The organism is Hydrophilobacter chitinilyticus (genome assembly GCF_049860745.1).
In the GTDB taxonomy this organism is placed as follows: Bacteria; Pseudomonadota; Gammaproteobacteria; order Burkholderiales; family Burkholderiaceae_C; genus Rhodoferax_B.
In genome coordinates this window covers 2,169,699-2,193,689 of record NZ_CP187561.1, presented here as the reverse complement: position 1 = coordinate 2,193,689, position 23,991 = coordinate 2,169,699, and the positions used below count along the sequence as shown (strand labels likewise).

Annotated in this window: 20 protein-coding genes; 13 read left to right on the top strand and 7 right to left on the bottom strand. The window is 60.9% G+C overall.

The features are described from left to right. Window positions 1–42 precede the first annotated feature (42 nt). Window positions 43–552, top strand: coding sequence for a P-loop nucleotide/nucleoside kinase family protein (locus ACPWMG_RS09875; protein ID WP_483304465.1), 510 nt, complete (start codon window positions 43–45; stop codon window positions 550–552). On the opposite strand, the gene ACPWMG_RS09870 is transcribed toward ACPWMG_RS09875, so the two are convergent. Continuing rightward, the gene (locus ACPWMG_RS09870) at window positions 541–2,094 is read right to left on the bottom strand and encodes an MFS transporter (protein WP_483304464.1); all 1,554 of its coding nucleotides are present in this window, start codon (window positions 2,092–2,094) and stop codon (window positions 541–543) included. The two genes, ACPWMG_RS09875 and ACPWMG_RS09870, sit on opposite strands and share 12 nt — an antisense overlap. 118 nt (window positions 2,095–2,212) lie before the next feature. Between ACPWMG_RS09870 and ACPWMG_RS09865 the strand changes: the two genes are divergently transcribed. Continuing rightward, complete coding sequence (locus ACPWMG_RS09865) at window positions 2,213–3,097, top strand: LysR family transcriptional regulator (RefSeq protein WP_483304463.1); 885 nt, start codon at window positions 2,213–2,215, stop codon at window positions 3,095–3,097. Here the strand turns inward: ACPWMG_RS09865 and ACPWMG_RS09860 are convergent. After that, window positions 3,094–3,966, bottom strand: a complete 873-nt coding sequence (locus ACPWMG_RS09860) for an intradiol ring-cleavage dioxygenase (protein ID WP_483304462.1) — start codon at window positions 3,964–3,966, stop codon at window positions 3,094–3,096. The two genes, ACPWMG_RS09865 and ACPWMG_RS09860, sit on opposite strands and share 4 nt — an antisense overlap. Window positions 3,967–4,211: 245 nt before the next feature. Next, window positions 4,212–5,177 (bottom strand): LysR substrate-binding domain-containing protein, encoded by a 966-nt coding sequence (locus tag ACPWMG_RS09855; protein ID WP_483304461.1) that lies wholly within the window; start codon window positions 5,175–5,177, stop codon window positions 4,212–4,214. 121 nt (window positions 5,178–5,298) lie between these two features. Between ACPWMG_RS09855 and ACPWMG_RS09850 the strand changes: the two genes are divergently transcribed. From ACPWMG_RS09850 to ACPWMG_RS09840, 3 genes are read left to right on the top strand one after another with little or no spacing between them, the layout of a single operon-like run. Continuing rightward, a complete protein-coding gene (locus ACPWMG_RS09850) occupies window positions 5,299–6,369 on the top strand; it encodes a zinc-dependent alcohol dehydrogenase (protein ID WP_483304460.1) in 1,071 nt (356 codons plus the stop codon). After that, complete coding sequence (locus ACPWMG_RS09845; protein WP_483304459.1) at window positions 6,366–7,091, top strand: hypothetical protein; 726 nt, start codon at window positions 6,366–6,368, stop codon at window positions 7,089–7,091. Before ACPWMG_RS09850 ends, ACPWMG_RS09845 begins: the two co-directional genes overlap by 4 nt. 29 nt (window positions 7,092–7,120) lie before the next feature. Further along, window positions 7,121–8,113 carry a Bug family tripartite tricarboxylate transporter substrate binding protein gene (locus tag ACPWMG_RS09840; RefSeq protein WP_483304458.1) on the top strand — a complete coding sequence of 331 codons (993 nt, stop codon included), beginning with the start codon at window positions 7,121–7,123 and terminating at the stop codon, window positions 8,111–8,113. Window positions 8,114–8,207: 94 nt separating this feature from the next. Here the strand turns inward: ACPWMG_RS09840 and ACPWMG_RS09835 are convergent, their stop codons facing one another. After that, window positions 8,208–9,077 (bottom strand): LysR family transcriptional regulator, encoded by an 870-nt coding sequence (locus ACPWMG_RS09835; RefSeq protein ID WP_483304457.1) that lies wholly within the window; start codon window positions 9,075–9,077, stop codon window positions 8,208–8,210. Window positions 9,078–9,155: 78 nt separating this feature from the next. On the opposite strand from ACPWMG_RS09835, the gene ACPWMG_RS09830 reads away from it, so the two are divergent. Then, window positions 9,156–9,704, top strand: coding sequence for a multidrug/biocide efflux PACE transporter (locus ACPWMG_RS09830; RefSeq protein WP_483304456.1), 549 nt, complete (start codon window positions 9,156–9,158; stop codon window positions 9,702–9,704). Here ACPWMG_RS09830 and ACPWMG_RS09825 read toward each other — a convergent pair. Then, window positions 9,673–10,401, bottom strand: coding sequence for an SIMPL domain-containing protein (locus tag ACPWMG_RS09825; RefSeq protein ID WP_483304455.1), 729 nt, complete (start codon window positions 10,399–10,401; stop codon window positions 9,673–9,675). The two genes, ACPWMG_RS09830 and ACPWMG_RS09825, sit on opposite strands and share 32 nt — an antisense overlap. A gap of 440 nt (window positions 10,402–10,841) precedes the next feature. On the opposite strand from ACPWMG_RS09825, the gene ompR reads away from it, so the two are divergent. Both ompR and ACPWMG_RS09815 read left to right on the top strand, forming a co-directional pair. After that, a complete protein-coding gene (gene ompR, locus ACPWMG_RS09820; RefSeq protein WP_483304454.1) occupies window positions 10,842–11,573 on the top strand; it encodes an osmolarity response regulator transcription factor OmpR in 732 nt (243 codons plus the stop codon). Between the two features lie 170 nt (window positions 11,574–11,743). After that, complete coding sequence (locus ACPWMG_RS09815; RefSeq protein ID WP_483305221.1) at window positions 11,744–13,069, top strand: sensor histidine kinase; 1,326 nt, start codon at window positions 11,744–11,746, stop codon at window positions 13,067–13,069. Window positions 13,070–13,108: 39 nt separating this feature from the next. Here the strand turns inward: ACPWMG_RS09815 and ispF are convergent, their stop codons facing one another. Then, the gene (ispF, locus tag ACPWMG_RS09810; RefSeq protein WP_483304453.1) at window positions 13,109–13,591 is read right to left on the bottom strand and encodes a 2-C-methyl-D-erythritol 2,4-cyclodiphosphate synthase; all 483 of its coding nucleotides are present in this window, start codon (window positions 13,589–13,591) and stop codon (window positions 13,109–13,111) included. 10 nt (window positions 13,592–13,601) lie between these two features. Next, on the bottom strand, window positions 13,602–14,321 hold the full coding sequence (ispD, locus tag ACPWMG_RS09805) for a 2-C-methyl-D-erythritol 4-phosphate cytidylyltransferase (RefSeq protein WP_483304452.1): 720 nt from the start codon (window positions 14,319–14,321) through the stop codon (window positions 13,602–13,604). A gap of 166 nt (window positions 14,322–14,487) precedes the next feature. Between ispD and mfd the strand changes: the two genes are divergently transcribed. The 5 genes from mfd (at window position 14,488) to ACPWMG_RS09780 (ending at window position 23,836) form a co-directional block, all read left to right on the top strand. Next, window positions 14,488–18,024 carry a transcription-repair coupling factor gene (gene mfd / locus ACPWMG_RS09800; protein ID WP_483304451.1) on the top strand — a complete coding sequence of 1,179 codons (3,537 nt, stop codon included), beginning with the start codon at window positions 14,488–14,490 and terminating at the stop codon, window positions 18,022–18,024. A 22-nt stretch (window positions 18,025–18,046) separates the two neighbouring features. Next, window positions 18,047–18,766, top strand: coding sequence for a phosphoserine phosphatase SerB (serB, locus tag ACPWMG_RS09795; RefSeq protein WP_483304450.1), 720 nt, complete (start codon window positions 18,047–18,049; stop codon window positions 18,764–18,766). A gap of 158 nt (window positions 18,767–18,924) precedes the next feature. Beyond that, window positions 18,925–20,847: a PrkA family serine protein kinase gene (locus tag ACPWMG_RS09790; protein ID WP_483304449.1), complete on the top strand. Its 1,923-nt coding sequence runs from the start codon at window positions 18,925–18,927 to the stop codon at window positions 20,845–20,847. A gap of 27 nt (window positions 20,848–20,874) precedes the next feature. Then, window positions 20,875–22,146 carry a YeaH/YhbH family protein gene (locus ACPWMG_RS09785; RefSeq protein WP_483304448.1) on the top strand — a complete coding sequence of 424 codons (1,272 nt, stop codon included), beginning with the start codon at window positions 20,875–20,877 and terminating at the stop codon, window positions 22,144–22,146. Between the two features lie 55 nt (window positions 22,147–22,201). Next, window positions 22,202–23,836 carry a SpoVR family protein gene (locus tag ACPWMG_RS09780; protein WP_483304447.1) on the top strand — a complete coding sequence of 545 codons (1,635 nt, stop codon included), beginning with the start codon at window positions 22,202–22,204 and terminating at the stop codon, window positions 23,834–23,836. Window positions 23,837–23,991: the final 155 nt, after the last annotated feature.

Genomic DNA, 23,991 nt, shown 5'->3' with positions numbered 1-23,991 from the left:
CGCGTAGGTCGCAACATAATCGGCCCACAGTGGGGGAGAAAAATGTTGATCGTCTTGAGCGGACTGCCCGGCACCGGCAAAACCACCATCGCGCGCGCCCTGTTGGCGCGCCGGGCGGCGGCCTACGTGCGCATCGACGTGATCGAGCAGGCGCTGAAGGCCTCGCCCGATCGGGCTGGCAAGGTGGGCCCCGAAGGCTATGTGGTGGGCTACGCGTTGGCTCGGTCTAACCTGCAACTGGGGCAGACCGTGGTGGCGGACTGCGTGAACCCGTTGGACATCACACGCGAGGCCTGGCGCGCGGTGGCAGTTGAAAGTGCATCGGCCATTTTGGAGATTGAGGTGGTATGCACCGATGCAGCCGAACACCGCCGCCGCGTGGAACAACGCGTGGCCGATATTCCCGGGCACATCCAGCCCACATGGGCGTCGGTGATAGCCCATGACTACGCGCCCTGGCGCGCGCCACGCACCGTCATCGACACGGCGGTGACGTCTGCCGATGATGCGGCGGCGTTGATCCTCGGCCAGGCAGCCCTTTTAGACGCATGACTTTGACAGCGCGTCGGCCTGCGGCAACGCCGCCTCCGCATGCTCCTTCGCCTCACGCCCCAGAAAAGCAAACACCACCACGGCGGTGACGACCGTGATGGCCGCGAGCACTAGCATCAGCACGGCGAAAGCCGCGTCGTATGACTGGCTCAACAACGCCTGCGTCTGCGTTGGCAGCAAGGCCATCGCCGCGCCCAGGTTGCCGGCCGTGACCTCTTGCGCTGCCTGCGCAGCCAACGCTCCAGGCACACCACCGGCCACCAGATGCTGCGCGGTCAACGCGGACAACACAGCCCCTACCAGCGCCAACGCCAAACCCTCGCCCGCCACGCGGGTGGTGCTGAAAATACCAGTGGCCATGCCGGCGCGCTCGCTCGGCACCACGCTCACAGCCAAGCCGTCCATCAAGCCCCAGGGCAGGCTGATACCGATGCCGATCAACGCCATGGGCCACAGCGCCTGCGTGCCGCCACCGGCAGACGCCAGCCACACCAGACCCGCAGCGGCAATCAACAAACCAGCGCCGCAGATGGTGGCGGGTGCGAAGCGGCGCGCAAGCAAGCCCGCCACCACCGGCAACACCACCAGCGGTGCGGACAAGGCCATCATCCAGCGCCCGGCTTCGGCCACCGGCACACCTTCCACGCCGATGAAGCGAATCGGCAGCAGCACCAACAGCACCACGTAGGCATACGCCGGTGCCGCCGCGAGCAACTGCACGCCCACAAAGCGCGGGTAGCGAAACAGCGTGAGGTCGAGCATGGGACGCGTGGCCCGGTGCTCAATGCGCACAAACAGCGCGAACAACACCAGCGCGCCCACCAGCATCAACAGCGTGCCGGGGTGTGCCCAACCCCATGCGGGGGCTTGCAACACACCGCAGGTGAACAGCGTCAGCGCGGCGGTAAAGCTCAGCCCGCCCGGCCAGTCGAGGGCGTGCGCCTGCGGGTCGCGCGATTCGAGCAGACTGCGCCGCGTGAGTGCCCAAGCCAGCACCGCGCTGGTGATCACCAACAAGAAGATCGCACGCCAGCCAAACGCCGCTGTGAGCCCACCAGCGGCAATCGGCCCGAGCGTCAGCCCCAACCCAAAGCTGGTGCCCAACAGGCTGAAGGCTTGCAGCCGCGCGGGGCCCTCAAACTCCTGCGCCAAGGCCGCCGCACCACCGGCAAACACCGCCGCCCCCGCCACGCCTTGCAAGGCGCGCAGCAGGTCGAACACCACGATATTCGGTGCGGCCACCAGCGCCACAGAGGCGCCCACAAACAGCAACACACCAGCCATGAACACGCGCCGCCGCCCATGCCGGTCGGCCAGCGCGCCGGCCATCATCAGGCAACTGCCAAAGGCCAGCATAAAGGCGTTGGTGATCCACGCCAACGCCACGGGCGAACCGCCCAGCGCCTGCGCAATGTCGCGCAGCGCCACGGCCGGGCCGGTGAAGGTCATGGGCATGGTGGCCGAGGCCAGGCACACCCCGGCGAGCACCTTGCGCTGGCGTGTGCGCTGGCCCGGGGTTGAAGTTGAAAGCGCGTTGGTCATCACTGAATGCCCGTCAAAACAGAAGTGGCGACGATAAGCGCGCTTCAATAAAGAATAAATAACGTCAAAATCCTTTCAGTCAGGACAAATTTTCCTTAATCGATCGATTACACAATTCATGGACAAACTCCACGGCCTGATGGCCTTTGTGAAAACCGCCGACCTCGGCAGCTTTGCCAAGGCGGGCCGCGTGCTGGAAATTTCGCCCTCGGCCGTGGGCAAAGCCGTGGCACGGCTCGAACAGCAATTGGGCGTGCGCCTGTTCCAGCGCAGCACGCGCCGCGTGCAACTCACCGAAGAGGGGCGGCTGTTCCATGAGCGCTGCCGCCGCATCCTCGATGACTTGGACGATGCGCAATCGATGCTGTCGCAAGCGCGCGAAACCCCGCGCGGCAAGCTGCGTGTGAGCGCGCCCATCGTGGCCTACCATTTCTTGCTGCCGCTGGTGCCCGCGTTTATGGCGCGTTACCCAGAGGTGGAGCTGGACTTCGACTTCAACGACCGCATCGTCGAGCTGATTGAGGAAGGTGTGGACGTGGCCATTCGCAGCGGCGACCTGCCAGACTCGAACCTGGTGGCGCGGCCGCTGCGGCAATACCGCCAACGCATTTGTGCATCGCCGGCTTATTTGAAAGCCCACGGCACACCCCCAACCCCGCGCGCGCTAGAGCAACACGCTGCGCTGCGGTTTCGCTTCCCCAACTCGGGCAAGCTGCTCGACTGGCCGTTGCCCCGCGCTGCGCACGAGCCCGAATTGCGGCTGCGCACCGCTCTCACCTGCAACAACATGGAAGCCCTGCGCGGTGCCACGCTGCGTGGCTTGGGCATTGCGTGTATGCCCGATTTCTTGGTGGACGAATCGGTAGCCGATGGCCGCCTGGTCAGCCTGTTTGAAGACCAGTTGGGCGTGGCCGGGCAGTTTCAAGCCATATGGCCGTCAAGCCGGCACTTGTCGCCCAAGGTGCGGGTGTTTGTGGATCACCTGAGCGAGGCCCTGCGTTAGCGCTTTAACGCCAATGGCTTCGGCACGAGTGCCTGTTGGCGCTCGGCATCGCTTGCGAAAGACGGGCCGCCGAAGCCCGGCGGCGGCCCGCCGGGTGGGGGCCCAGAACCCGGCCCGCCCCCCGGTGGTGGCCCACCTTCAAACGCGGGCGGGCGGTCGATCGGCGGGTTCGCACGCGGGTCGACTCGCACCAGCAAACTCACCACGTAACGGCCCTTCGACTCCCGCACCTGGCCCTGCACGGTGTCGCCCGCTTGCAGCGCAATACCGTCATTGGCGTTCAAGGTGTCGCGCAGTTGCTGACGCTGGTAATCCGATTGCTGGGTGTAGAGAAACTCGCTCAACGCATCGGGCAGAAAAAACTGCGAGGTGAGGTTGGTGCGTGTACCACTCACGGGGTTGATCACTTTGAAGTGAATGTGCGTCGTGCGGCCTTGGTACCATCCGGGGTACAGGCTGTGGAATACCACCTCGCCTCGCGCGCCCGTGGTTTGGCTGCCGCGCAAAAATGTTTTGCCACGCAGATCGAGCCGCCCCATTGCACCTTGATGCGCGAAGCCCGAATACAGGCCTTGGGCATCGCAATGCCAAATGTCGACGCGCAAGCCCGACAGTGGCCGCCCGGCCGCATCACACACGGAAAAGGCCACATCGAGCGGAATGCCGGGCAGGCCTTCGGTGATGTCGGCGCGCTGCAAGCCGGGGTCGATGTAGTACGGGCCTTCAGTGGTTTGCGCCGTGAGCGGGCCAGAGGGATAACGCACGGTGGCCGTGGCGGCTTCGGCATGTGTTGCCAGCGCTGCGGTGCCAACGCCCGCAAGCCCGGAGATCAGCCAGGTGCGGCGCGGCAATTGTGGTGAAGGGGGCATCTTTTCCAGACGGTGAAAACAAAGAACGGTACGTGCCTTCATCTTCAACCGGCCCCTCAACGCTATTGCGGCTAAGAGGTCAAGCTTTGGCAAAGCGCAACACGATGCCTGGCAGCACGGACTCGGGCGGTCTGCGGCGTTGTGCTTCTGGCCAATAGCTGGGCTATTTATTGGCTGCAAACCGCGCCTAACAGCCCATCCCGATCCGCACTACCAGCCCTCGCGTGCGCTACGCAGAGCATCCCTTACCCTTTCTTTTCGACCAGATTCGGCAGAGCCTTAAGACGTTTACCTAATGCTGACAATTCTTTGGTGGCCACCACCAAAGCCTGCGCCAACCAGGGCTCGGTGCCCTGCGCTGCACGTCCCAAGATCGCCAAGCGGCTTTGGTCGCGCGAGGCCAGCAGGCGGCGAAACACAATGCCCTCTGGCGCTTGGATGGCCAGCGATGCAGGCACGATGGCCACGCCCAGCCCGCAGGCCACCAGCGCCAACACGCTGGAGAACTGGCTGGCCTCGTGCCGAATGTCAGGCGTGAAACCGGCCTCCTCACACAAGGCGGCGGTGCGGTCAAAGTAGTCGGCCATGCGGTGGCGTGCGAAAGCGACGAACTGCGCTTGCGCGGCCTGTGTGAGTGCCACGGGCGCGCGTGTTTTGGCGAGTGCGTGGTCGGCTGGCAGGGCCAGGCAGAACGGGTCGTCAATCACACCCAGAAGCTGCGGTTGTGGCACACCGGGTTGACGCGCCAGCGCGGCGCTGCCGGGCCGTGCAAAGCCCAAGTCGATTTCATCGTTGCGCAACCCCAGCACCTGCTGCGAAGTGATCATTTCACGAGCCTGCACACGAATGGCGGCGCCCCCTTCCAACGCACGCAAACGCTGTAAGAAGCCTGGCAGCAACACGTGTAGCGACGACGGCACCATGCCGAGCCGCAACACCGCGCCCGCACCGGCCTGGGTCTCGCGCGCCTTTAACGCCGCCTCTTGCGTGCGCGCCAGAATGGCCCGTGCGTCATGCAAAAACGATTCGCCCGCCACGGTGAGCCGCACACCGCGCGGCAAGCGCTGCAGCAGTTGCACGCCCACTTCTTCTTCCAACTGGCGCAGTTGCGCCGAGAGCGGCGGCTGCGCCATGAAGAGTTTTTCTGCCGCGCGGGTCACACTGCCGAGCTCGGCCACGGTGACGAAGTAGCGTAAATGCCGGAGTTCCATGGCGTCAATTTACTATATTTAATAGATATGGATCAGATACAAATCCAGTCTTTTACATATCGCATGCGAGCCACGACACTGGCGCCGTTTTCACGCTTAAGTGCTACGGCACACCACCACGATGCAATCCCTGCGCAAAACCCAAACCGGCCCCGGCCTGAGCCTGCAAGACTGCCCCCTGCCCCCGTCACCACCGCCGGGCGAGGTGCTGCTGCGCGTGCGATCCGCCGGTGTGTGTGGCACCGACTTGCACATTGACGAGTGGACCAGCAGCTACCACTTCATCACCCCTTCTCTGCCCGTGACCGTGGGCCACGAATTCAGCGGTGAAGTGCATACGTTGGGCGACGGTGTGACCACCGTGCAGCCAGGCCAACTGGTGGCCGTGCGCCCTTCCGTCACTTGCGGCCAATGCGCGGCCTGCACGGCGGGCAACTTTGATGCGTGTGTGACACGGCGCGGCATTGGCGTGCTGCGCGACGGTGGGTTTGCACCGTGGACGCTGGTGCCGGCGCGCAACTGCGTGCCCATTCCTGCAGGCGTGGACGCCGAAATCGCCGCACTGACCGAGCCGCTGACGGTCAGCCATGAAGCCGTGCGCACCGCCGACGTGAAACCTGGCGACCGCGTGTTGGTGCTGGGCCCCGGCAACATCGGCCAAGGCATTGCGCTGTTTGCGCGCGCCGCCGGAGCGCGCCAGGTGGTGGTGGCCGGCCATGGCGACCCAGCCCGGCTGGACGTGCTGCAGAAAATGGGCTTCACCGATTTAATCGACTTTTCCGTTGACGGCATGGCCAAGGGCTTGGCCCCGTACCTTGCAGAATCTGGTGGGGGCCCGTTCGACGTGGTGATTGAAGCCACCGGCGCAGCGGCCGTCATCGCCCCCGCGCTGGCCGCACTGAAGGTACACGGCGTGCTGGTGATCACCGGCATCCACGCCGCGCCCGTGCCCATCGACCTGACGGCGCTGGTGCGCAAGCACCAACAGATCCGTGCCTCGTACCGCGCCCCTGAAGCGGCCTGGCCGCTGGTGGTGGACTACATGCGCGACCACCAGGAGACACTGCGCCACATGATCACGCACCGCTTGCCGCTGGAAAACGCCTACGCCGGCTTTGTGTTGTCGCGCAACAAGACAGCCACCAAGGTGATGATTCAGCCCGACTTGCCAGCGGCAGCGGCCAGCGTATGAGCGGCGCCTTTCTTGCGCTGTGGAACAGCATCAGCAGCGCCGCACTGCAACCCGAATACGAAACGTGGCACACGTTTGAGCACGTACCCGAGCGTGTGGGCTTGCCGGGCTTTGTTGAAGCGCGAAGGTATAGAAGCATTGAAGGAGCGCCACCGCTGTACTTCACCTGCTACTGGCTGCACAACATCGAAGCGCTGAACACACCGCGCTACCGCGACGTGTTTGCCAACCCTACGCCCTGGTCGGCGCGCATGCGCACCGAGTTGCGCGACTTCTTTCGCTTGCCGTGTGTACTGCGCGGTAGCGTGGGGCCGTCGAGCGCCAGCCAATTGGCCACACTGCATTTGCGTGGCGAGCTTGATGCCCTGGCGCCTGCGCTGAACGCGGCGCTGGCGACGTTATACGCTCGCGCCGGCGTCGTAAGTGCGCAATGGGGCGCGCTGCAAGAGCCTGCAGACTTTCAAATTCCCATTTCGCAAGAGGCCACACATGGCACCGTCACGCGGCCAGGCAGCGACGTGGTCGTCATGCTGCACGGGCTGGATCAAGCCATGTTGGCCACAGCAAGCGCTTGGCTGCTGCAAACGCTGAAACCCGTTGCTTCAGCGGTATCTGAACCCGCATTTTTTTCCCTGCTGAGCCAGGTACGGCAAGCCGATTTGGCGCATCCGCTAGACCATCGACAACCGGCGTTGACATCACTCTTCGCCACCTTCAACTGACCCCAAAAATACATTCCAGGAGACACCACATGACACACCTCAAATCCCTCTCTCGCCGTAGCTTTACCGCGCTGGCCGCAAGCCTGTTGGCCGCCGCACTTCCCGCCCATGCGCAAGGCGGGAGCGATTGGCCCGCCAAGCCGCTGCGCATCATCGTCGGCTACCCCGCAGGCTCGTCGCCCGACATGCAGGCGCGCCTGCTGCTCGAGCCGTTGTCGAAGGCCCTGGGCCAGCCGGTCATCGTGGAAAACAAGCCCGGCGCCAGCGGCAACATCGGTGCCGATGCCTTGGCCAAGGCCGAAGACGGCCACACCATCGGCGTGATCGGCAACGGCCCGCTCACCAGCTCGAAATTTCTCTACGCCAAGCTGCCTTACGACACGGCCAAAGACTTTGCGCCGATCGCCTTGATTGGCAGCGCACCGCTGGTATGGGTGGCCACCAACAGCAGCGGCGTGCAAACACCGGCCGAGTACATCAAGGCTGCACAAACCGCAGGCAGCAAGCTGGCCTATGGCTCCATCGGTTCGGGCTCGGGCGGTCACTTGGCGATGGAGCTGATCAAAGACACGCTGAAAATCGACCCACTGCACGTGCCGTTTTCGGGTGGCCCGGCCATCTTGAATGCCATGCTGGGTGGCCAGGTGCAGATGACTTTGTTGCCTAACTCCACCGTGGCGCCCATGGTGCAGGCCGGCAAGCTGCGCGCCATCGCCGTGAGTTCTGCCGCCCGCAGCCCACTGGCGCCAGAGTTGCTATCCATGCAGGAGTTGGGTGCGCCCGGCATCAACATCGAGGTGTGGAACGCAGTGATGGCACCAGCCAAAATGCCGGCCGCCCACCAAGCTAAGTTAAACGCGGCTCTCAACAAGATCTTGAACACGGCCGACATCAAGCAAAAACTGTTCATCCAGGGCTGGAAGGTGGAGGACACCAGCCAAGCCGCGTTGGCGCAACGTATTCAGGCCGACACCAAGCTGTATGGCGACCTGATCCACAAGAAGGACATTAAGCTGGAGTGAAGACTGCCGGTTTCGGCAACATCAAACTTGATAGCTTCTGACGCTTATGCAGAAAGCTCAAGAAGCACTTTTTTCTTAAATTTTGAAAAACACATCAAGGGGCCAACATGGCCTCCAGCAGCCACGTACCGGCGGGGCCCAGTGGCCGCTGGCGCGACCAAACTGCATCCACCGGCACGCGGCGCGGCCAGCCTCGCGCATCCAGTGCCCGCAGATCGTTGCGTGCGAAGTGCGGCACCATCCAGCGCGGCACGGCGGCCCAGCCGATGCCTAACGCGGCCATCTCCAGCAACATCAAATAACTGGGGGCTGACCATACGCGCCGACCAATCGCGGGGCGCAAGCCATCGACGGGCTGATGGATTTGAGCGAGGCGCAGTTCGCGGTGCTGGGCCAGCGTTTGCGGTGTGATGTCTTGCATGCTGGCCAGGGGGTGACTGGCGGCGGCGTAAAGCGCAATTTCCGACTGCTCGGCGATGGTGGACGCGCCAATGTCAGGCGGGTAGACCGGCTGCGCGGCCACTACGCCAATCTGCGCACGGCCGCTTTGCACCAGGGCCACCAAGTCACCGTGTTCGGCGATCAGGCATTCGAATTCAAGGTCGGGAAAGCGCTTTTCAAACGCCAGCAGCGTGTCTTCAAAACGGTCCGATTGGTAGGTGTCGGACCACACCACGCTGAGTTTGGCCTCTTGCCCACCTGCGAGCAGGCTGGCGGCGCGGTCGAGTTGGTCGCTGGCGGCCAGGATGCCTTGCACTAAGCCGAGCGCCACTTGTCCTTCCGACGTCAGAACCGGTTTGCGGCTGCTGCGGTCGAACAAGGTCAGGCCGAGGTCCACTTCTAGATTGGCAACCGCCGCGCTCACGGTGGACTGGCTTTTACCGAGACGGCGTGCGGCGGCAGAAAAAGAGCCCTGGGTGGCGGCTTCCACAAAAGCTTGGAGAGATTCGGGTGAATAGCGCATGGCTTAACGCCTCAATCTATCGAAAAACACGATATTAATCAGTTTTTATATATTCATAAAACCGATAAAAATACAGCCATGTCTTCCACCAATCTCAACCCCTCTGTCGCAACTTCAACCACCCAAACGACCTCTAGCGTGCTGAAAAAATCGCTGGCGGAGCGTTTCTTCCAAGCCTTGCTGTTTGAAGTGATCGCCGTGGTGCTGTGCGCCGTGGTGGGCGCCTGGCTGCTGGGCTATTCTCTGGTGCACATGGGCGCGCTCACCATCATGATTTCGCTGTGCGCAATGTTGTGGAACATGATCTTCAACGCGCTATTTGATCGCGCCCAAGCACGCTTTGGCTTCAAGCGCGGCATGGCTGCCCGGGCCGTGCATGCCGTGATGTTTGAAGTCGGCTTGATCGCCGCCGTGGTGCCCCTGGCCGCCTGGTGGCTGGCCATTGGTTTGTGGGAAGCGTTTGTGCTGGACATCGGCATCGCGCTGTTTTTCCTGCCCTACACCTTCGCCTACAACTGGGCTTATGACACGCTGCGCGCGCGCATCATGCGCCGCCGCGCGGAGCGCTTGGCTCCGGCGACGGCAGAGGTTGGCGCTACTTCAGTTGCACAGCCCCAGACACGTTGACCTGCACCAGCGTCTTGCCGGCTTCCACCGGCACTGGTGCGCTGGCGGAGTACGAAGCCTTGGCATCCATCGCCATCGCCCGCATGCGAGGCTGAATGCCCTGGTCATTGGCGTTCACCGACACCTCGCGCAAGGTGTAGCCCGCGAAACCAAAACCACGCGCAATCTCACTCGCCTTGGTTTTAAAGCTTTCGATGGCTTGGGTCTGCGCCTCGGTTTCCACCTCGGCGCGTTTTTCGCGGCTGAGGCCAAAGCCCACATCACTCAACGTCAAGGTTTGCACACGTCCTGCAGCCGTCGTGATGCGGGAGAAGTCACGCCCCTCCAACACCAAGCCCACACTGCCTTGCCAGCCATTCAGCTTACCGTCTTTGTTATAGCGCGGCGAGAGGTTGAAGTTGCCGGTACGCACGTCCATCTGGCCGGGCTGCGCAGTCGACTTAGCTTCTTTCAATGCCGCGTCCAAGGCTTGCTTGAGTTGGGTCTGCACTGTGTTGGCGTCGGCTCCATCGCGCGTCGTGTTGAGCGAGATGGTTAGCAAGTCTTGCTGCACTTCTACGGTTCCGTTAGCCGACAGTTGCACCACGTTTTGGGGTACAGGCTGGGCTGAGACGCCCTGGGAAAATGCCGCACCAGATGCAGCCAACGCGACACCAGCCGCCACCAACTTCAAAGTTTTCGCGTGGTTGAATTTCAAAAATGATCCTTTCAGTAAAACATGCCAACGAGTCAGCCACAGTACACCAAACAGAACACGAGGCTATTCGATCACCCTCAGCAGGGGAGGATTTGAGGCATGTCGGTGGGCGCCAGAAGCAAATGTCTTTTTGACCGCTCCCGCGAGCACGATTGCAAAGCAAGCCTAGCCAATACAGTGGTTTGCTGAGAAATAAATGAATTCGTACTACATCGAAGTTCATCAAACCACAACATCGATTTCAAATTCAGAACAGGAAATCCTTCGTATTTTTTCAATAAAAACACAAATCAAATCAATTGGTTAGCTATTTTTGACAGGTTCAAAAGACACGTTCTGCAAGATATGTAACATACTGTCAAAACGAGACGTTTTCCGACAAAACCTATCGCAAACGCGTTGCAGAATCGGGTCTGTTACAAATTACGTGAAGCTGACTTATGAACCAAACGACCACACGCCCAGACAAGATTTTGGTCGTAGACGACGACTCCCGCATCCGCGACCTGCTGCGTCGCTACCTGATGCAAGAAGGCTTCGAAGTCATGCTCGCAGAAGATGGCAAAGCACTTAGCCGCATCATGCTGCGCGACACACCCGACCTGATCGTGCTCGATTTGATGATGCCCGGCGAAGACGGGTTGAGCATCTGCCGCCGCTTGCGCGCAGCCAATGACCGCACCCCCATCATCATGCTGACCGCCAAAGGCGAAGACATTGACCGTATTGTTGGCCTCGAAGTGGGCGCTGACGATTACCTCGGCAAACCGTTCAACCCACGCGAGCTGCTTGCACGCATCCACGCGGTCTTGCGCCGCCGTCCCGTCAAGGAAGCTCCAGGCGCGCCATCCATTGACAACGAAGTCATCAACTTCGGTCCCTTCGCTTTCGATTTGGGCTCACGCACGTTGAACCGCAACGGCGAAGAACTTCCGTTGACGACGGGCGAGTTCGCCATGCTGAAAGCTTTGGTACGCCATCCTCGCCAACCGCTTTCACGCGAAAAGCTGGCACTGCTGGCCCGTGGCCGCGAATTTGAACCATTCGACCGCAGTTTGGATGTCCAGGTCTCGCGCTTGCGTAAACTGGTGGAAATTGACGCCGCAGCCCCTCGCTATATCCAAACCGTTTGGGGTGTTGGCTACGTGTTCGTACCAGACGGTGCCAACTGACTCCACTTCCAAACTTCTGAGTTCTCACGCCGTTGCCTAAAGCCTCTGATCTTTTTGACGCGACCAGCCCGGCGCCTTTGCTGCCGCATCCGCCAAAGTCCCATCTGTCACGGCAAATCGTCGTTGTCAGTCTCTTTTGGCGCACCTTCTTCCTCCTTGCGCTGCTGCTCATGGGCAGCATGCTGGCATGGCTGTTGACATTACGCGCGCTGGAATTTACGCCTCGCGCTATCCAAACTGCGCAACAGATTGCGTCTTTGGTCAATCTCAGCCGTGCGGCGTTGATGCATTCCGACAGCATTGCCCGCATCTCGTTGATCAAAACCATGGCCGAGCAGGACGGCGTCCGCATCGTACCGCGCGAACCCACAGATCAATACTTGCCACTGGACGACGACGCATTGAGCCAGCGCATATCGGCAGAACTCATGCAGCAGTTGGGGCCAGAAACCGTGGTCGCACGCAGTGTCAACAGCAAACCAGGGTTATGGATCGGCTTCATCATCAATGGCGACGCCAATTGGCTGCATCTGGACCGAGAGCGGTTCAATCCTGGGGGAAGCAAAACTTGGTTGATTTGGTTGCTGACCACCGGTGCCCTTTCGCTCACTGGCGCCGCATTGATCGCACGCCTTATCAACCGCCCCCTCAAACGGCTCTCCTTTGCCACAAGCCGTGTACGTGAGGGTGACTTTGACGCGAGCCATTTGGACGAACGCGGTGTCACCGGAGAAATCCGTGAAGTGAACATCGGCTTCAACCGGATGGCACAGAAACTGGCCAAGATCGAACAAGACCGGGTGGTGATGCTGGCCGGTATTTCGCACGATTTGCGCACGCCTCTGGCGCGCTTGCGCCTGGAAACGGAGATGAGCGTGGCAGACAACGACGCCCGCGAACACATGGTGGCGGATATCTCCCAGTTGGACGCCATCATCGACAAGTTCCTCGATTACGCGCGCCCAGAACATGTTCAACTCAAACCGGTGTCGCTCAATAACGTAGTCGATGCCTGCTTGTACTCCATTCGCGACGATGACGACATGCGCATACAGGTGAGCATGAACGACAACATCATGGTGATGGCAGAAGAAGTTGAACTCACGCGCGTGATTGCCAACCTGCTGGAAAACGCGCGCCGCTATGGCAAAACCCCGAGCACGGGCATAACCCAAGTTGACATTGCAACCAAGCTTCTAGACGACTGGGTCCTGATCAAGGTACGCGATCACGGGGTAGGTGTGGACCCAATGCAATTAGCCAATCTTTCCAAGCCATTCTTCCGCGGCGACACGGCCCGCACTGCAGCGACCGGCGCGGGCCTCGGCTTGTCGATTGTGGAGAAAACTATTCAGCGCATGGGCGGTGAGTTTGAATTGGCCAACACCAGTTCCGGCGGACTGGCAGCTCACATGAAATTGCAGCGCGCGCATGCGCACCACAGCCGCAACGCCAAAACCGCGTCAAGACGTAGCGCGCCTACGGCCTCGGCCTGACAGATATAGAGGCGGCCTCTCGGAAGCCGCGCTGATAGGTCAGACCGTGCCGAACAGCAGCACCACTGCCCGAGCCTCCATGCTCTGCCCCTGCCCTACAGGGCCGAGCTTTTCTGCGGTTTTAGCCTTCACGTTGATTTGTTCCATGTCCAGCCCGAGCGCTTTGGCAATGCTGGCGCGCATCGCGGGAATGTGTGGCATGAGTTTGGGAGCTTGGGCAATCACTGTGCTGTCGATGTTGCCGATACGGTAGCCCTTAGCCTGCACACGTCGCGCCGCTTCCACCAGCAGTTTCATCGAATCGGCGCCGTGGAACTGCGGATCGGTATCGGAGAAGTGCGTGCCAATATCGCCCAATGCGGCCGCGCCAAACAGCGCATCGGTGATGGCGTGCAGCAGCACATCGGCATCTGAGTGACCCAACAGTCCGGTGATGTGAGGGATCTCCACGCCACCGATGATCAGCTTGCGCCCGGGGACCAAGGCGTGGACGTCCCAGCCTTCGCCAATTCTGATATTCATAACCTGGTCCTTAGTTTTTTGTTTTGCGGGCACGGTTTTCCAACACGGCTGCGGCAAGCGCGAAGTCCTCAGGATAGGTAACCTTGAAATTCTGTGCGCTCCCCACCACCAGCTTAGGCGCTAAACCCTGTGCTTCCAGCGCGCTAGCCTCGTCGGTGATGCCTGTCATGCCTGTGCCTGCAGCCTGCTGAAGCGCCTGTGACAACATGCCGATACGGAACATCTGCGGCGTCTGTGCGAGCCACTTGCCTGCTCGCGGCAATGTCGTGTCGATCCGACCAGCCTGCTCGCCCTGCCCTTCGCTTTTCAGCGTATCAGGCAACGGCAACGCCAACAGCCCCCCCACTGGATCGTTCCAGCAAGCGTCAATCAACTTGTCGATCTGCGCTGGAGTGACTAGGCAACGCGCGGCATCGTGCACCAACACCCAGTCGTCCCCAGAGGCGCCCAACTCAAACAGATCGTGCAACCCGTTGGCCACGGTGTCGGCCCGGCTGGCGCCGCCGGTATGCGACACAACACAAGGGGCTGACGCATCCTCAAAAAACGAATCGTCTGGCACCACCACCACCAGCACATCCGCGATACGCGCAACGCCAGCAAAGGCCGCCAGCGTGTGGAGCACCAGCGGCTGGCCGGCAATGGATTGGTATTGTTTGGGGACGACGCTTGGCGCCGTGGGATCCAACGCACGGCTGCCCACCCCGGCACAGGGAATCAGGACAAACAAGCGTGGTGTTTTAGCAGGTGAGGAACTGGACATTGGACGCCATTCTAAAATCCCCGTACCACCTAGACTGCCCCTATCTCCCCACCGTAGCTCAAAGGCACGTGTACAACGGCTAGAACCCGCGCGTTGAACGCTGCAAACGCCCGCTTTCTACCCTCAACAGCCCATGGACTTACCCAAACTCGTACCCGGCAAACGCTACACCCTGCCCAGCCCGCCCGGCTCGGCTGACGCCTTGCTCCTGGCCCAACTGGCTGTGCGCGACAAGGCGCAACGCCGCCTCACGGCCATCTTCTGCGCCAACGCCACCGATGCCCAGCGTTTGCTCGACGAGTTGGTGTTTTTTGCACCCGAACTGCGTTGTGCCCTGTTCCCCGACTGGGAAACCCTGCCGTACGACACCTTTTCGCCGCATCAGGACCTGATAAGCGAACGCTTGGCCACGCTTTGGCGAATCAGCCAACGCGACAAGGACACCGGCGCCGACGTGGTCATTATCCCGGCCACCACCGCGCTCTACCGGCTGGCGCCGCCCAGCTTTTTGGCAGGCTACACCTTCCACTTCAAGGTCAAGCAAAAGCTCGACGAAGCCAAACTCAAGGCGCAACTCACGCTGGCGGGCTACAACCACGTGTCGCAAGTGGTCAGCCCTGGTGAATACGCCGTGCGCGGCGGCTTGATCGACCTGTTTCCGATGGGCTCGCTCGTGCCCTATCGCGTGGATTTATTTGACGACGAAATCGACAGCATCCGCACCTTCGACCCTGATACGCAGCGCAGCCTGTACCCCGTGCCCGAAGTTCGCCTGCTGCCCGGCCGCGAATTCCCCATGGACGATGACGCACGTGCAAAGTTCCGCCACCGTTGGCGCGAATTACTGGACGGAGATCCAACCAAGAGCCGCGTCTACAAAGATATGGGCAACGGCGTAGCCACCGCCGGTATCGAGTACTACCTGCCGCTGTTTTTCGACGAAGCCGCTACCGTGTTCGACTATTTGGGCGAACAAGCCACGCTGGTGATGCACGGCGACCTGGAGCCCGCGTTCCAGCGTTTTTGGCAAGACACCAAAGACCGCTACCGCCTCATCCAGGGCGACCCAGACCGGCCCGCGCTACCGCCCGAATCGCTGTTCCTCGGCACCGAGCAGTTTTACAGCCACGCCAACCAATACGCCCAACTGGCCCTCCGCCCCGCGCCCACGCCAGCGGCAACCGACACGCGCCAGCCCACCGACTTTGCCGAATTTGACGTGCTGCCCGTCCTCTCGGTGGTGCGCGGCGCCGAAGACCCGTTGGCCCGGCTCAAATCGCACCTGAGCCAAACGCCGCACCGCGTGTTGCTGCTGGCCGAAAGCGCGGGGCGGCAAGAAAGCTTGCTCGACTTCCTGCGCGCCAGCCAGGTCAACCCACCCGCATTCGATTCCTTGGCCGAGTTCCAGGAGAGCACCGAGAAGGTCGGCATCACCAAAGCCGCACTGACCATCGGTTTCGGCTGGACTGAGACCGGCATCGACTTCGTCACCGAGACCGAACTCTTCGCCGCCGGCCCCACCACGCGCCGCCGCAAGAAGCAAGAACAGGTCAGCGACGTTGAAGCGCTGATCAAAGACCTGAGCGAGCTGAATGTGGGTGATCCGGTGGTCCACTCGGCGCACGGCATCGGCCGCTACAAGGGCTTGATCCACCTGAATCTCACGCAAGAGAAAAACCCCGACGGCAGCCCCGCTCTGCAAGAATTTTTGCACCTGGAATACGCCGACAAGGCCACGCTCTATGTACCCGTGAGCCAGTTGCAGCAGATCAGCCGCTACACCGGCGTCAGCGCCGATGAAGCGCCGCTGCACCGCCTGGGTAGCGGCCAGTGGGAAAAAGCCAAACGCCGCGCCGCCGAACAAGTGCGCGACTCTGCCGCCGAGCTGCTGAACATCTACGCCCGCCGCGCCGCGCGCGAAGGCTTCCCGTTCCGCTACTCGCCAGGCGACTACGAAACCTTTGCGAATGACTTCGGCTTCGACGAAACCGCCGACCAACGCGCCGCCATCCACGCCGTCATCCAGGACATGATCAGCCCGCGCCCAATGGATCGCCTGGTCTGCGGCGACGTCGGTTTTGGCAAGACCGAAGTGGCCTTGCGTGCGGCCTTCATCGCCGTCACCGGCGGCAAACAAGTGGCGTTTTTGGCGCCCACCACGCTGCTGGCCGAGCAACACTACCAAACGCTGACCGACCGTTTCAGCAAGTGGCCCGTAAAGATCGCCGAGATGAGCCGCTTCCGCTCGGCCAAAGAGATCACCGCTGCCATGAAAGGCGTGGCCGATGGCAGCGTCGACATCGTGGTCGGCACGCACAAGCTGTTGAGCCAGAAGACCGAGTTCAAAGACCTCGGCCTGCTGATCATTGACGAAGAGCACCGCTTTGGTGTGCGCCACAAAGAGGCCATGAAGGCGATGCGCGCCGAGGTCGATGTGCTGACGCTAACCGCCACCCCCATCCCGCGCACCTTGGGCATGGCACTCGAAGGCCTGCGCGACCTGAGCGTCATCGCCACCGCACCGCAGCGCCGCCTGGCGATCAAGACCTTTGTGCGCAGCGAAAACAATGGCGTGATCCGCGAAGCCGTGATGCGCGAGTTGAAGCGTGGCGGCCAGGTTTATTTCTTGCACAACGAAGTCGAGACGATTGAAAACCGCCGGCAGAAGCTCGAAGAGTTGCTGCCCGAAGCGCGCATCGCCGTGGCCCACGGCCAAATGCCCGAGCGCCAGTTGGAAAGCGTGATGCGCGACTTCGTGGCGCAGCGCACCAACCTGCTGCTGTGCTCGACGATTATCGAGACCGGCATCGACGTGCCCACGGCCAACACCATCGTGATGAGCCGTGCCGACAAGTTCGGCTTGGCGCAACTGCACCAGCTACGCGGCCGCGTGGGCCGTAGCCACCACCAGGCCTACGCCTACCTGATGGTCCCCGACCTCGAAGGCCTGACCAAACACGCCAGCCAGCGGCTCGACGCCATCCAGCAGATGGAAGAGCTTGGCTCCGGCTTCTACCTGGCCATGCATGATTTGGAGATTCGCGGCGCTGGCGAAGTGCTGGGCGAAAACCAAAGCGGCAACATGCTCGAAGTTGGCTTCCAGCTCTACAACGAGATGTTGAACGAAGCCGTGCGCAGCCTGAAGGCGGGCATTGAGCCAGACTTGCTGAGCCCGCTGAACGTCACCACCGAGATCAACTTGCACGCCCCCGCGCTGCTGCCCGACGACTATTGCGGCGACGTGCACCTGCGCCTGAGCTTCTACAAAAAGCTTGCCACGGCCAACAACGGTGACCAGCTCGACAGCCTGCTCGAAGAAATTGTCGACCGCTTCGGCAAGCTGCCGCCGCAGGCGCAAACCCTCATCGACGTGCACCGCCTGCGTGTGCTGGCCAAGCCTTATGGCGTAGCCAAAGTGGATGCTGCACCGGGCCTGATCAACATCACCTTCCGCCCCAACCCACCGTTTGAGCCTATGCGCATCATCGAGATGATCCAGAAGAACAAACACATCAAGTTGGCGGGCAACGACAAACTGCGCATCGAGCGCGCCCTGCCCGAGCCCAAGGACCGCGCCCAGATGGTGCGCGACGTGCTGCGTGGGCTGGGCCCCGTCAAGGTCGAGCCGCCGCCCACCGCTGGCAAATCCAGCACAGCGCTTTCAAGCTGAAAAACATTTACCGATCAACGACATGCAAAACACCCAAGCTCAAGAAATCTCTCCCGGTCTGGTGCTCCAAGGCTTTACCCCACCATTGCGCCTGCGCGACTTTGGCCTGATCGCCTTCGACATGGACTCCACCCTGATCAACATCGAGTGCATCGACGAAATTGCTGACGCCGTGGGCCTGAAAGCCGAAGTGGCCGCTATCACCGAAGCCACAATGCGCGGCGAGATTGCCGATTTCAAAGAAAGCCTGCGCCGCCGCGTCGCTTTGCTCAAAGGGGTGAGCGTGAGCAGCATGGAGCAGGTCTACCGCGAGCGCCTACAACTCAACCCCGGGGCCGCCAAATTGGTGGAGACCTGCCAGGCTGCCGGCCTGAAGGTGTTGTTGGTGAGTGGCGGCTTTACATTCTTTACCGACCGCCTGCGCGACCTGCTGAAGATCGACTTCACGCGCTCGAATGTGCTGGAAGCGGAAAACGGCGTATTGACAGGTCGCGTGATGGATCAGGCATGGGGCGACATTTGCGATGGCGCCGAGAAACGCAAAATGTTGTTGGAAACCTGCAACGCTTTGGGCCTGGAGCCGCGCCAGACCATCGCCATGGGCGACGGGGCCAACGACCTGCCGATGATGGGGGCAGCCGGCCTTTCGGTGGCGTACCACGCCAAACCCAAGGTGCGTGAACAGGCCATGATAGCCATCAACGCCGGTGGCCTGGACCGATTGCTAGAAGTCCTGCACTAATAGCGGGTAATTGATTCCCGCAGGTCAACACGGAACGCCTATCATCGTTATTAGATCAACAGGATGACAAACCAAAAACAGAATTAGCAGTGATCGTCTAAACGATCAGCGGGGCCCGAGACAGCCGGAACGTATCCATCCTCACAAAGGAGAGTGTTATGACCATCTTCGCGCGTTACCAAAGCCGCTACGAGGCGGCCCAGGAAGAAGAAATGTCTATCCAGGAGTACCTGGATCTGTGCAAGCGGGATCGAGCGGCGTACGCCAGCGTGGCCGAGCGCATGCTCATGGCCATCGGCGAGCCCGAAATCGTCGACACCCGCACCGAGCCTCGGCTGTCGCGCATCTTTGCCAACAAGGTGCTGAAGATCTACCCGGCCTTCCGTGACCTGTATGGCATGGAAGAAGTAATTGAAAGCATCGTCTCCTACTTCCGCCACGCCGCGCAGGGGCTGGAAGAAAAGAAACAGATTCTGTATTTGCTCGGCCCCGTCGGCGGCGGCAAGTCGTCTCTGGCTGAAAAACTCAAGAGCCTGATCGAACGCGTGCCGTTCTACGCCATCAAGGGTTCGCCCGTACACGAGTCGCCGCTCGGCCTCTTCAACCCTACAGAAGACGCGAAGATTCTGGAGCAGGACTACGGCATTCCCACGCGTTACCTCAACACCATCATGAGCCCCTGGGCTGTGAAAAGGCTGCAGGAGTTTGGCGGCGACATCACGAAGTTCCGCGTGGTCAAGCTACGGCCTTCGGTGCTGTCGCAAGTGGCGGTGTCCAAGACCGAGCCGGGTGACGAAAACAACCAGGACATCTCGTCGCTGGTCGGCAAGATCGACATCCGCAAGCTGGAAACCTATTCTCAAAACGACCCGGATGCGTATTCGTATTCCGGAGGCCTGTGCCTGGCCAACCGCGGCGTGTTGGAGTTTGTGGAAATGTTCAAGGCACCGATCAAGGTGCTCCATCCTTTGCTGACGGCCACGCAAGAAGGTAACTACAAAGGCACGGAAGGCTTTGGCGCCATTCCGTTCGATGGGCTGATCCTCGCCCACTCGAACGAAGCCGAATGGCAGGCGTTCAAGAACAACCGCAACAACGAAGCTTTTCTCGATCGGATCTACATTGTCAAGGTACCGTACTCGTTGCGCGTATCCGACGAAATCCACATCTACGAAAAGCTGGTGACCAACTCGTCGCTCGCTGCCGCACCCTGCGCGCCCGACACCCTGCGCATGTTGGCGCAGTTCTCGGTGTTGTCGCGCCTGAAGGAGCCCGAGAATTCGAGCATCTTCTCGAAGATGCGTGTCTACGACGGCGAGAACCTCAAAGACACCGACCCCAAGGCCAAGAGTTTCCAGGAGTACCGCGACTTTGCCGGGGTGGACGAAGGCATGCTCGGCTTGTCGACCCGCTTCGCGTTCAAGATCTTGTCGCGCGTGTTCAACTTCGACCACCGCGAGGTGGCGGCCAATCCGGTGCACCTGATGTACGTGCTCGAACAACAAATCGAGCAGGAACAATTTGCGCCGGAGATCGAAGAGAAGTACCTGCGCTTCATCAAGGAGTTCCTGTCGCCGCGCTACGCCGAGTTCATTGGCAAAGAGATCCAGACCTCGTATCTCGAGAGCTATTCTGAATACGGCCAGAACATCTTCGACCGCTATGTGATCTACGCCGACTTCTGGATCCAGGACCAGGAGTTCCGCGACCCCAACACCGGCGAAATCCTCGACCGTGCGGCGCTGAACGACGAACTGGAAAAGATCGAAAAGCCCGCTGGCATTTCCAACCCCAAAGACTTCCGCAACGAGGTGGTCAATTTTGTGTTGCGTGCACGGGCGCGCCAGGACGGGCAAAACCCGAGCTGGACGTCGTACGAAAAGCTGCGCTCGGTGATCGAGAAGAAGATGTTCTCCAACACCGAAGAATTGCTGCCGGTGATCTCGTTCAACACCAAGGCCAGCAACGAAGAGCAGAAGAAGCATCAGGACTTCGTCAACCGCATGATCACCAAGGGCTACACCGAGAAGCAGGTTCGTCTGCTTTGCGAGTGGTATTTACGGGTTCGTAAATCTTCATAGGGTTGGCATTGAACCGGAGGATCGCTCATGACGGTGCGCATCGTAGATCGTAGGTTCGACAGTAAACATAAAAGCTCGGTCAACCGTAGCCGCTTCATCCGTCGCTTCAAAGGACAGATCCGCAAAGCGGTTTCCGACGCGGTGAACAAACGCGGCGTACGCGACCTCGACGGCGGGGAGAAGATTGGTATTTCAGGCAAAGACATTGGTGAGCCACAGTTTGAGCATGGCCGTGGCGGCGTGTGGGAAACCGTACGCCCCGGCAACGACCGCTTCAACCGCGGCGACCAGGTCGACCGGCCACCGGGCGGCGGTGCGGGGGGCACCGGCAAGGGCGAAGCCAGCCAGGACGGCGAGGGGCTCGATGAGTTCGTGTTCACCCTCAGCAAAGACGAGTTCCTCGACATCTTCTTTGACGAGATGGAACTGCCCCACCTGGTGAAGCAGCAGTTGGCGCGCATTGACCAATACCGGCGCATCCGCGCGGGCTACGTGCAGACCGGCGTGCCGACCAACATCAACCTGAGCCGCACCATGCGCGGTGCTGCTGGGCGTCGTGTGGCCATTGCCGGGCCATATGGCGCGCAGTTGCGCGAGCTCGAAGCCAGGCTCAAAGAATTGCTGGAAACGCTGCCCGAAGACCATCCAGACGTGCAGCAGACGCGCCGCGACATCGCGCACCTCCGCGCCAAGATCGAGGCCGTGCCGTTTGTCGACACCTTTGACCTGCGCTACAACAACCGTGTGCGGATACCGCAGCCCACCACGCAGGCGGTGATGTTCTGTTTGCTGGATGTGTCCGGCTCCATGGACGAAGGCCGCAAGAACGTAGCCAAGCGCTTCTTCATGCTGCTGTACCTGTTCTTGACGCGCAACTACGAACGCATCGAGGTGGTGTTCATCCGCCACCACACGTTGGCCTCCGAGGTGGACGAAGACGACTTCTTCACCTCGCGGGAAACCGGTGGCACGGTGGTATCGAGCGCACTGACGCTGATGCACGAGATCGTCACCGCGCGTTACCCCAGCAGCCTGTGGAACATCTACGCCGCGCAGGCGTCGGATGGTGACAACTGGCACGACGATTCACCCAAGTGCCGCGCGTTGCTGGAGCAATCGATCCTGCCGCTGATGCAGTACTTTGCCTACATTGAAATCACCGACGGCCCGCCGCAAAACCTGTGGGAGGAATACGCCCAGATCAAAAGCAGCCACACCGATAAATTTGCGATGGAGCGCATCGCCACCGTGGCCGATATCTATCCTGTGTTTCGCGAGCTGTTCAAACGCCGCGCCTAAACGCACACGCGGCCCCACACGCCACACACGCGACCGCTCCCAAAGAAAGCGCGCCATGCCTAAATCGACGGACAAAACCACGGCCTCTTCGACAGAACACCCGGAGGTGCCCCCACCCGTCACACCGCCGTTGACGCCGCCAGCCGACGCCGCGCCCGTTTCTGCCATCAAGAGGGAGCCCCTGCCTGCTGGCTCCGAGTGGACCTTCGAAGCGATTGAGGCTTACGACGAAGCCATTGGCCGCGTGGCCAAACGCTACCGGCTGGACTGCTACCCGCATCTACTAGAACTCATCAGCGCCGAGCAAATGATGGACGCCTACGCCTCCATCGGCATGCCGGTGTATTACCACCACTGGTCGTTTGGCAAACATTTCTTGTCAACTGAAAACCGCTACAAACGCGGCCAGATGGGCTTGGCCTATGAGATCGTGATCAATTCCGATCCATGCATTGCCTATCTCATGGACGAGAACACCCTGCCCATGCAGGCTCTGGTGATTGCGCACGCCGCCTACGGCCACAACTCGTTCTTCAAGGGCAACCACCTGTTCCGCCAATGGACCAGTGCAGACGCCATCATCGACTACCTGGTGTTTGCCAAAAACTACATTGCCGACTGCGAAGAGCGCTACGGCGTCGACGCGGTGGAACAGTTGCTCGACGCCTGCCACGCCCTCGTCAACCTCGGCGTAGACCGCTACAAACGCTCACCGCGCCTGTCGCTGGAAAAAGAAACCCTGCGCCAGAACGAGCGCGCCGAATACCTGCAAGCCCAGGTGAACGACCTGTGGCGCACCCTGCCGCCGCGCGCGGAGGCCGAAGCCAGCGAGCGCCGGGTCGAAAAACGCTTTCCCGCAGAGCCCGAAGAAAACCTGCTCTACTTCATTGAGAAACATGCACCGCTGCTCGACCCCTGGCAGCGCGAGGTGGTGCGCATCGTGCGCAAAATCGGCCAGTACTTCTACCCGCAGCGCCAAACGCAGGTGATGAACGAAGGCTGGGCTACCTTCTGGCACTACACGCTGTTGAACACGCTATACGACGAAGGCCAGTTGAGCGATGGTTTCATGATGGAGTTTCTGCAGTCGCACACCAACGTGGTCTACCAGCCGCCGTACAACAGCCGCTACTACTCGGGGATCAACCCCTACGCCTTGGGCTTTGCCATGTGGCGCGACATTCGCCGCATCTGCGAAGAGCCCACGGAAGAAGACCGCACCTGGTTCCCGGACATTGCGGGCTCGAACTGGCGCGACACGTTTGACTTTGCCATGCAGAACTTCAAAGACGAGAGCTTTATTGCGCAATACCTCTCGCCCAAGCTGATCCGCGAGTTCCGCCTGTTCTCGGTGCTGGACGACGACGCCCGCGCCAAGCTGGAGGTACGGCTGATCCACGACGATATGGGCTACCGCGCCATCCGCCAGCAGTTGGCTGAACAATACGACTTGGGCAGCCGCGAGCCCAACATCCAGGTGTGGAACGTCGACCTGCGCGGCGACCGTTCGCTCACGCTGCGCCACTTTGCACACCAGCGCCGCCCGTTGGGCGACACCAGCGCCACGGTGATGAAGCACCTGGCCTACCTGTGGGGCTTTACCGTTCGGCTGGAGCGTGAAAACGCCCAAGGCAAGATGGAATTGGTGGCAGAGCACCGCAACGAGAAACGCCGTCGGCAGGACGAGTAGCCGTTCGGGTCAGCACCCAGATTCGTCAAATTTGACCGCCTTTTGCCGGATTTGCGCAAAAAGCAACGCAAAAGCAGCAATCGCAGTGGCTGCACCGTGAAATTATGGTGCGAATATACAGACTCAACTATATAAACTGTATATATCGTTTTTTA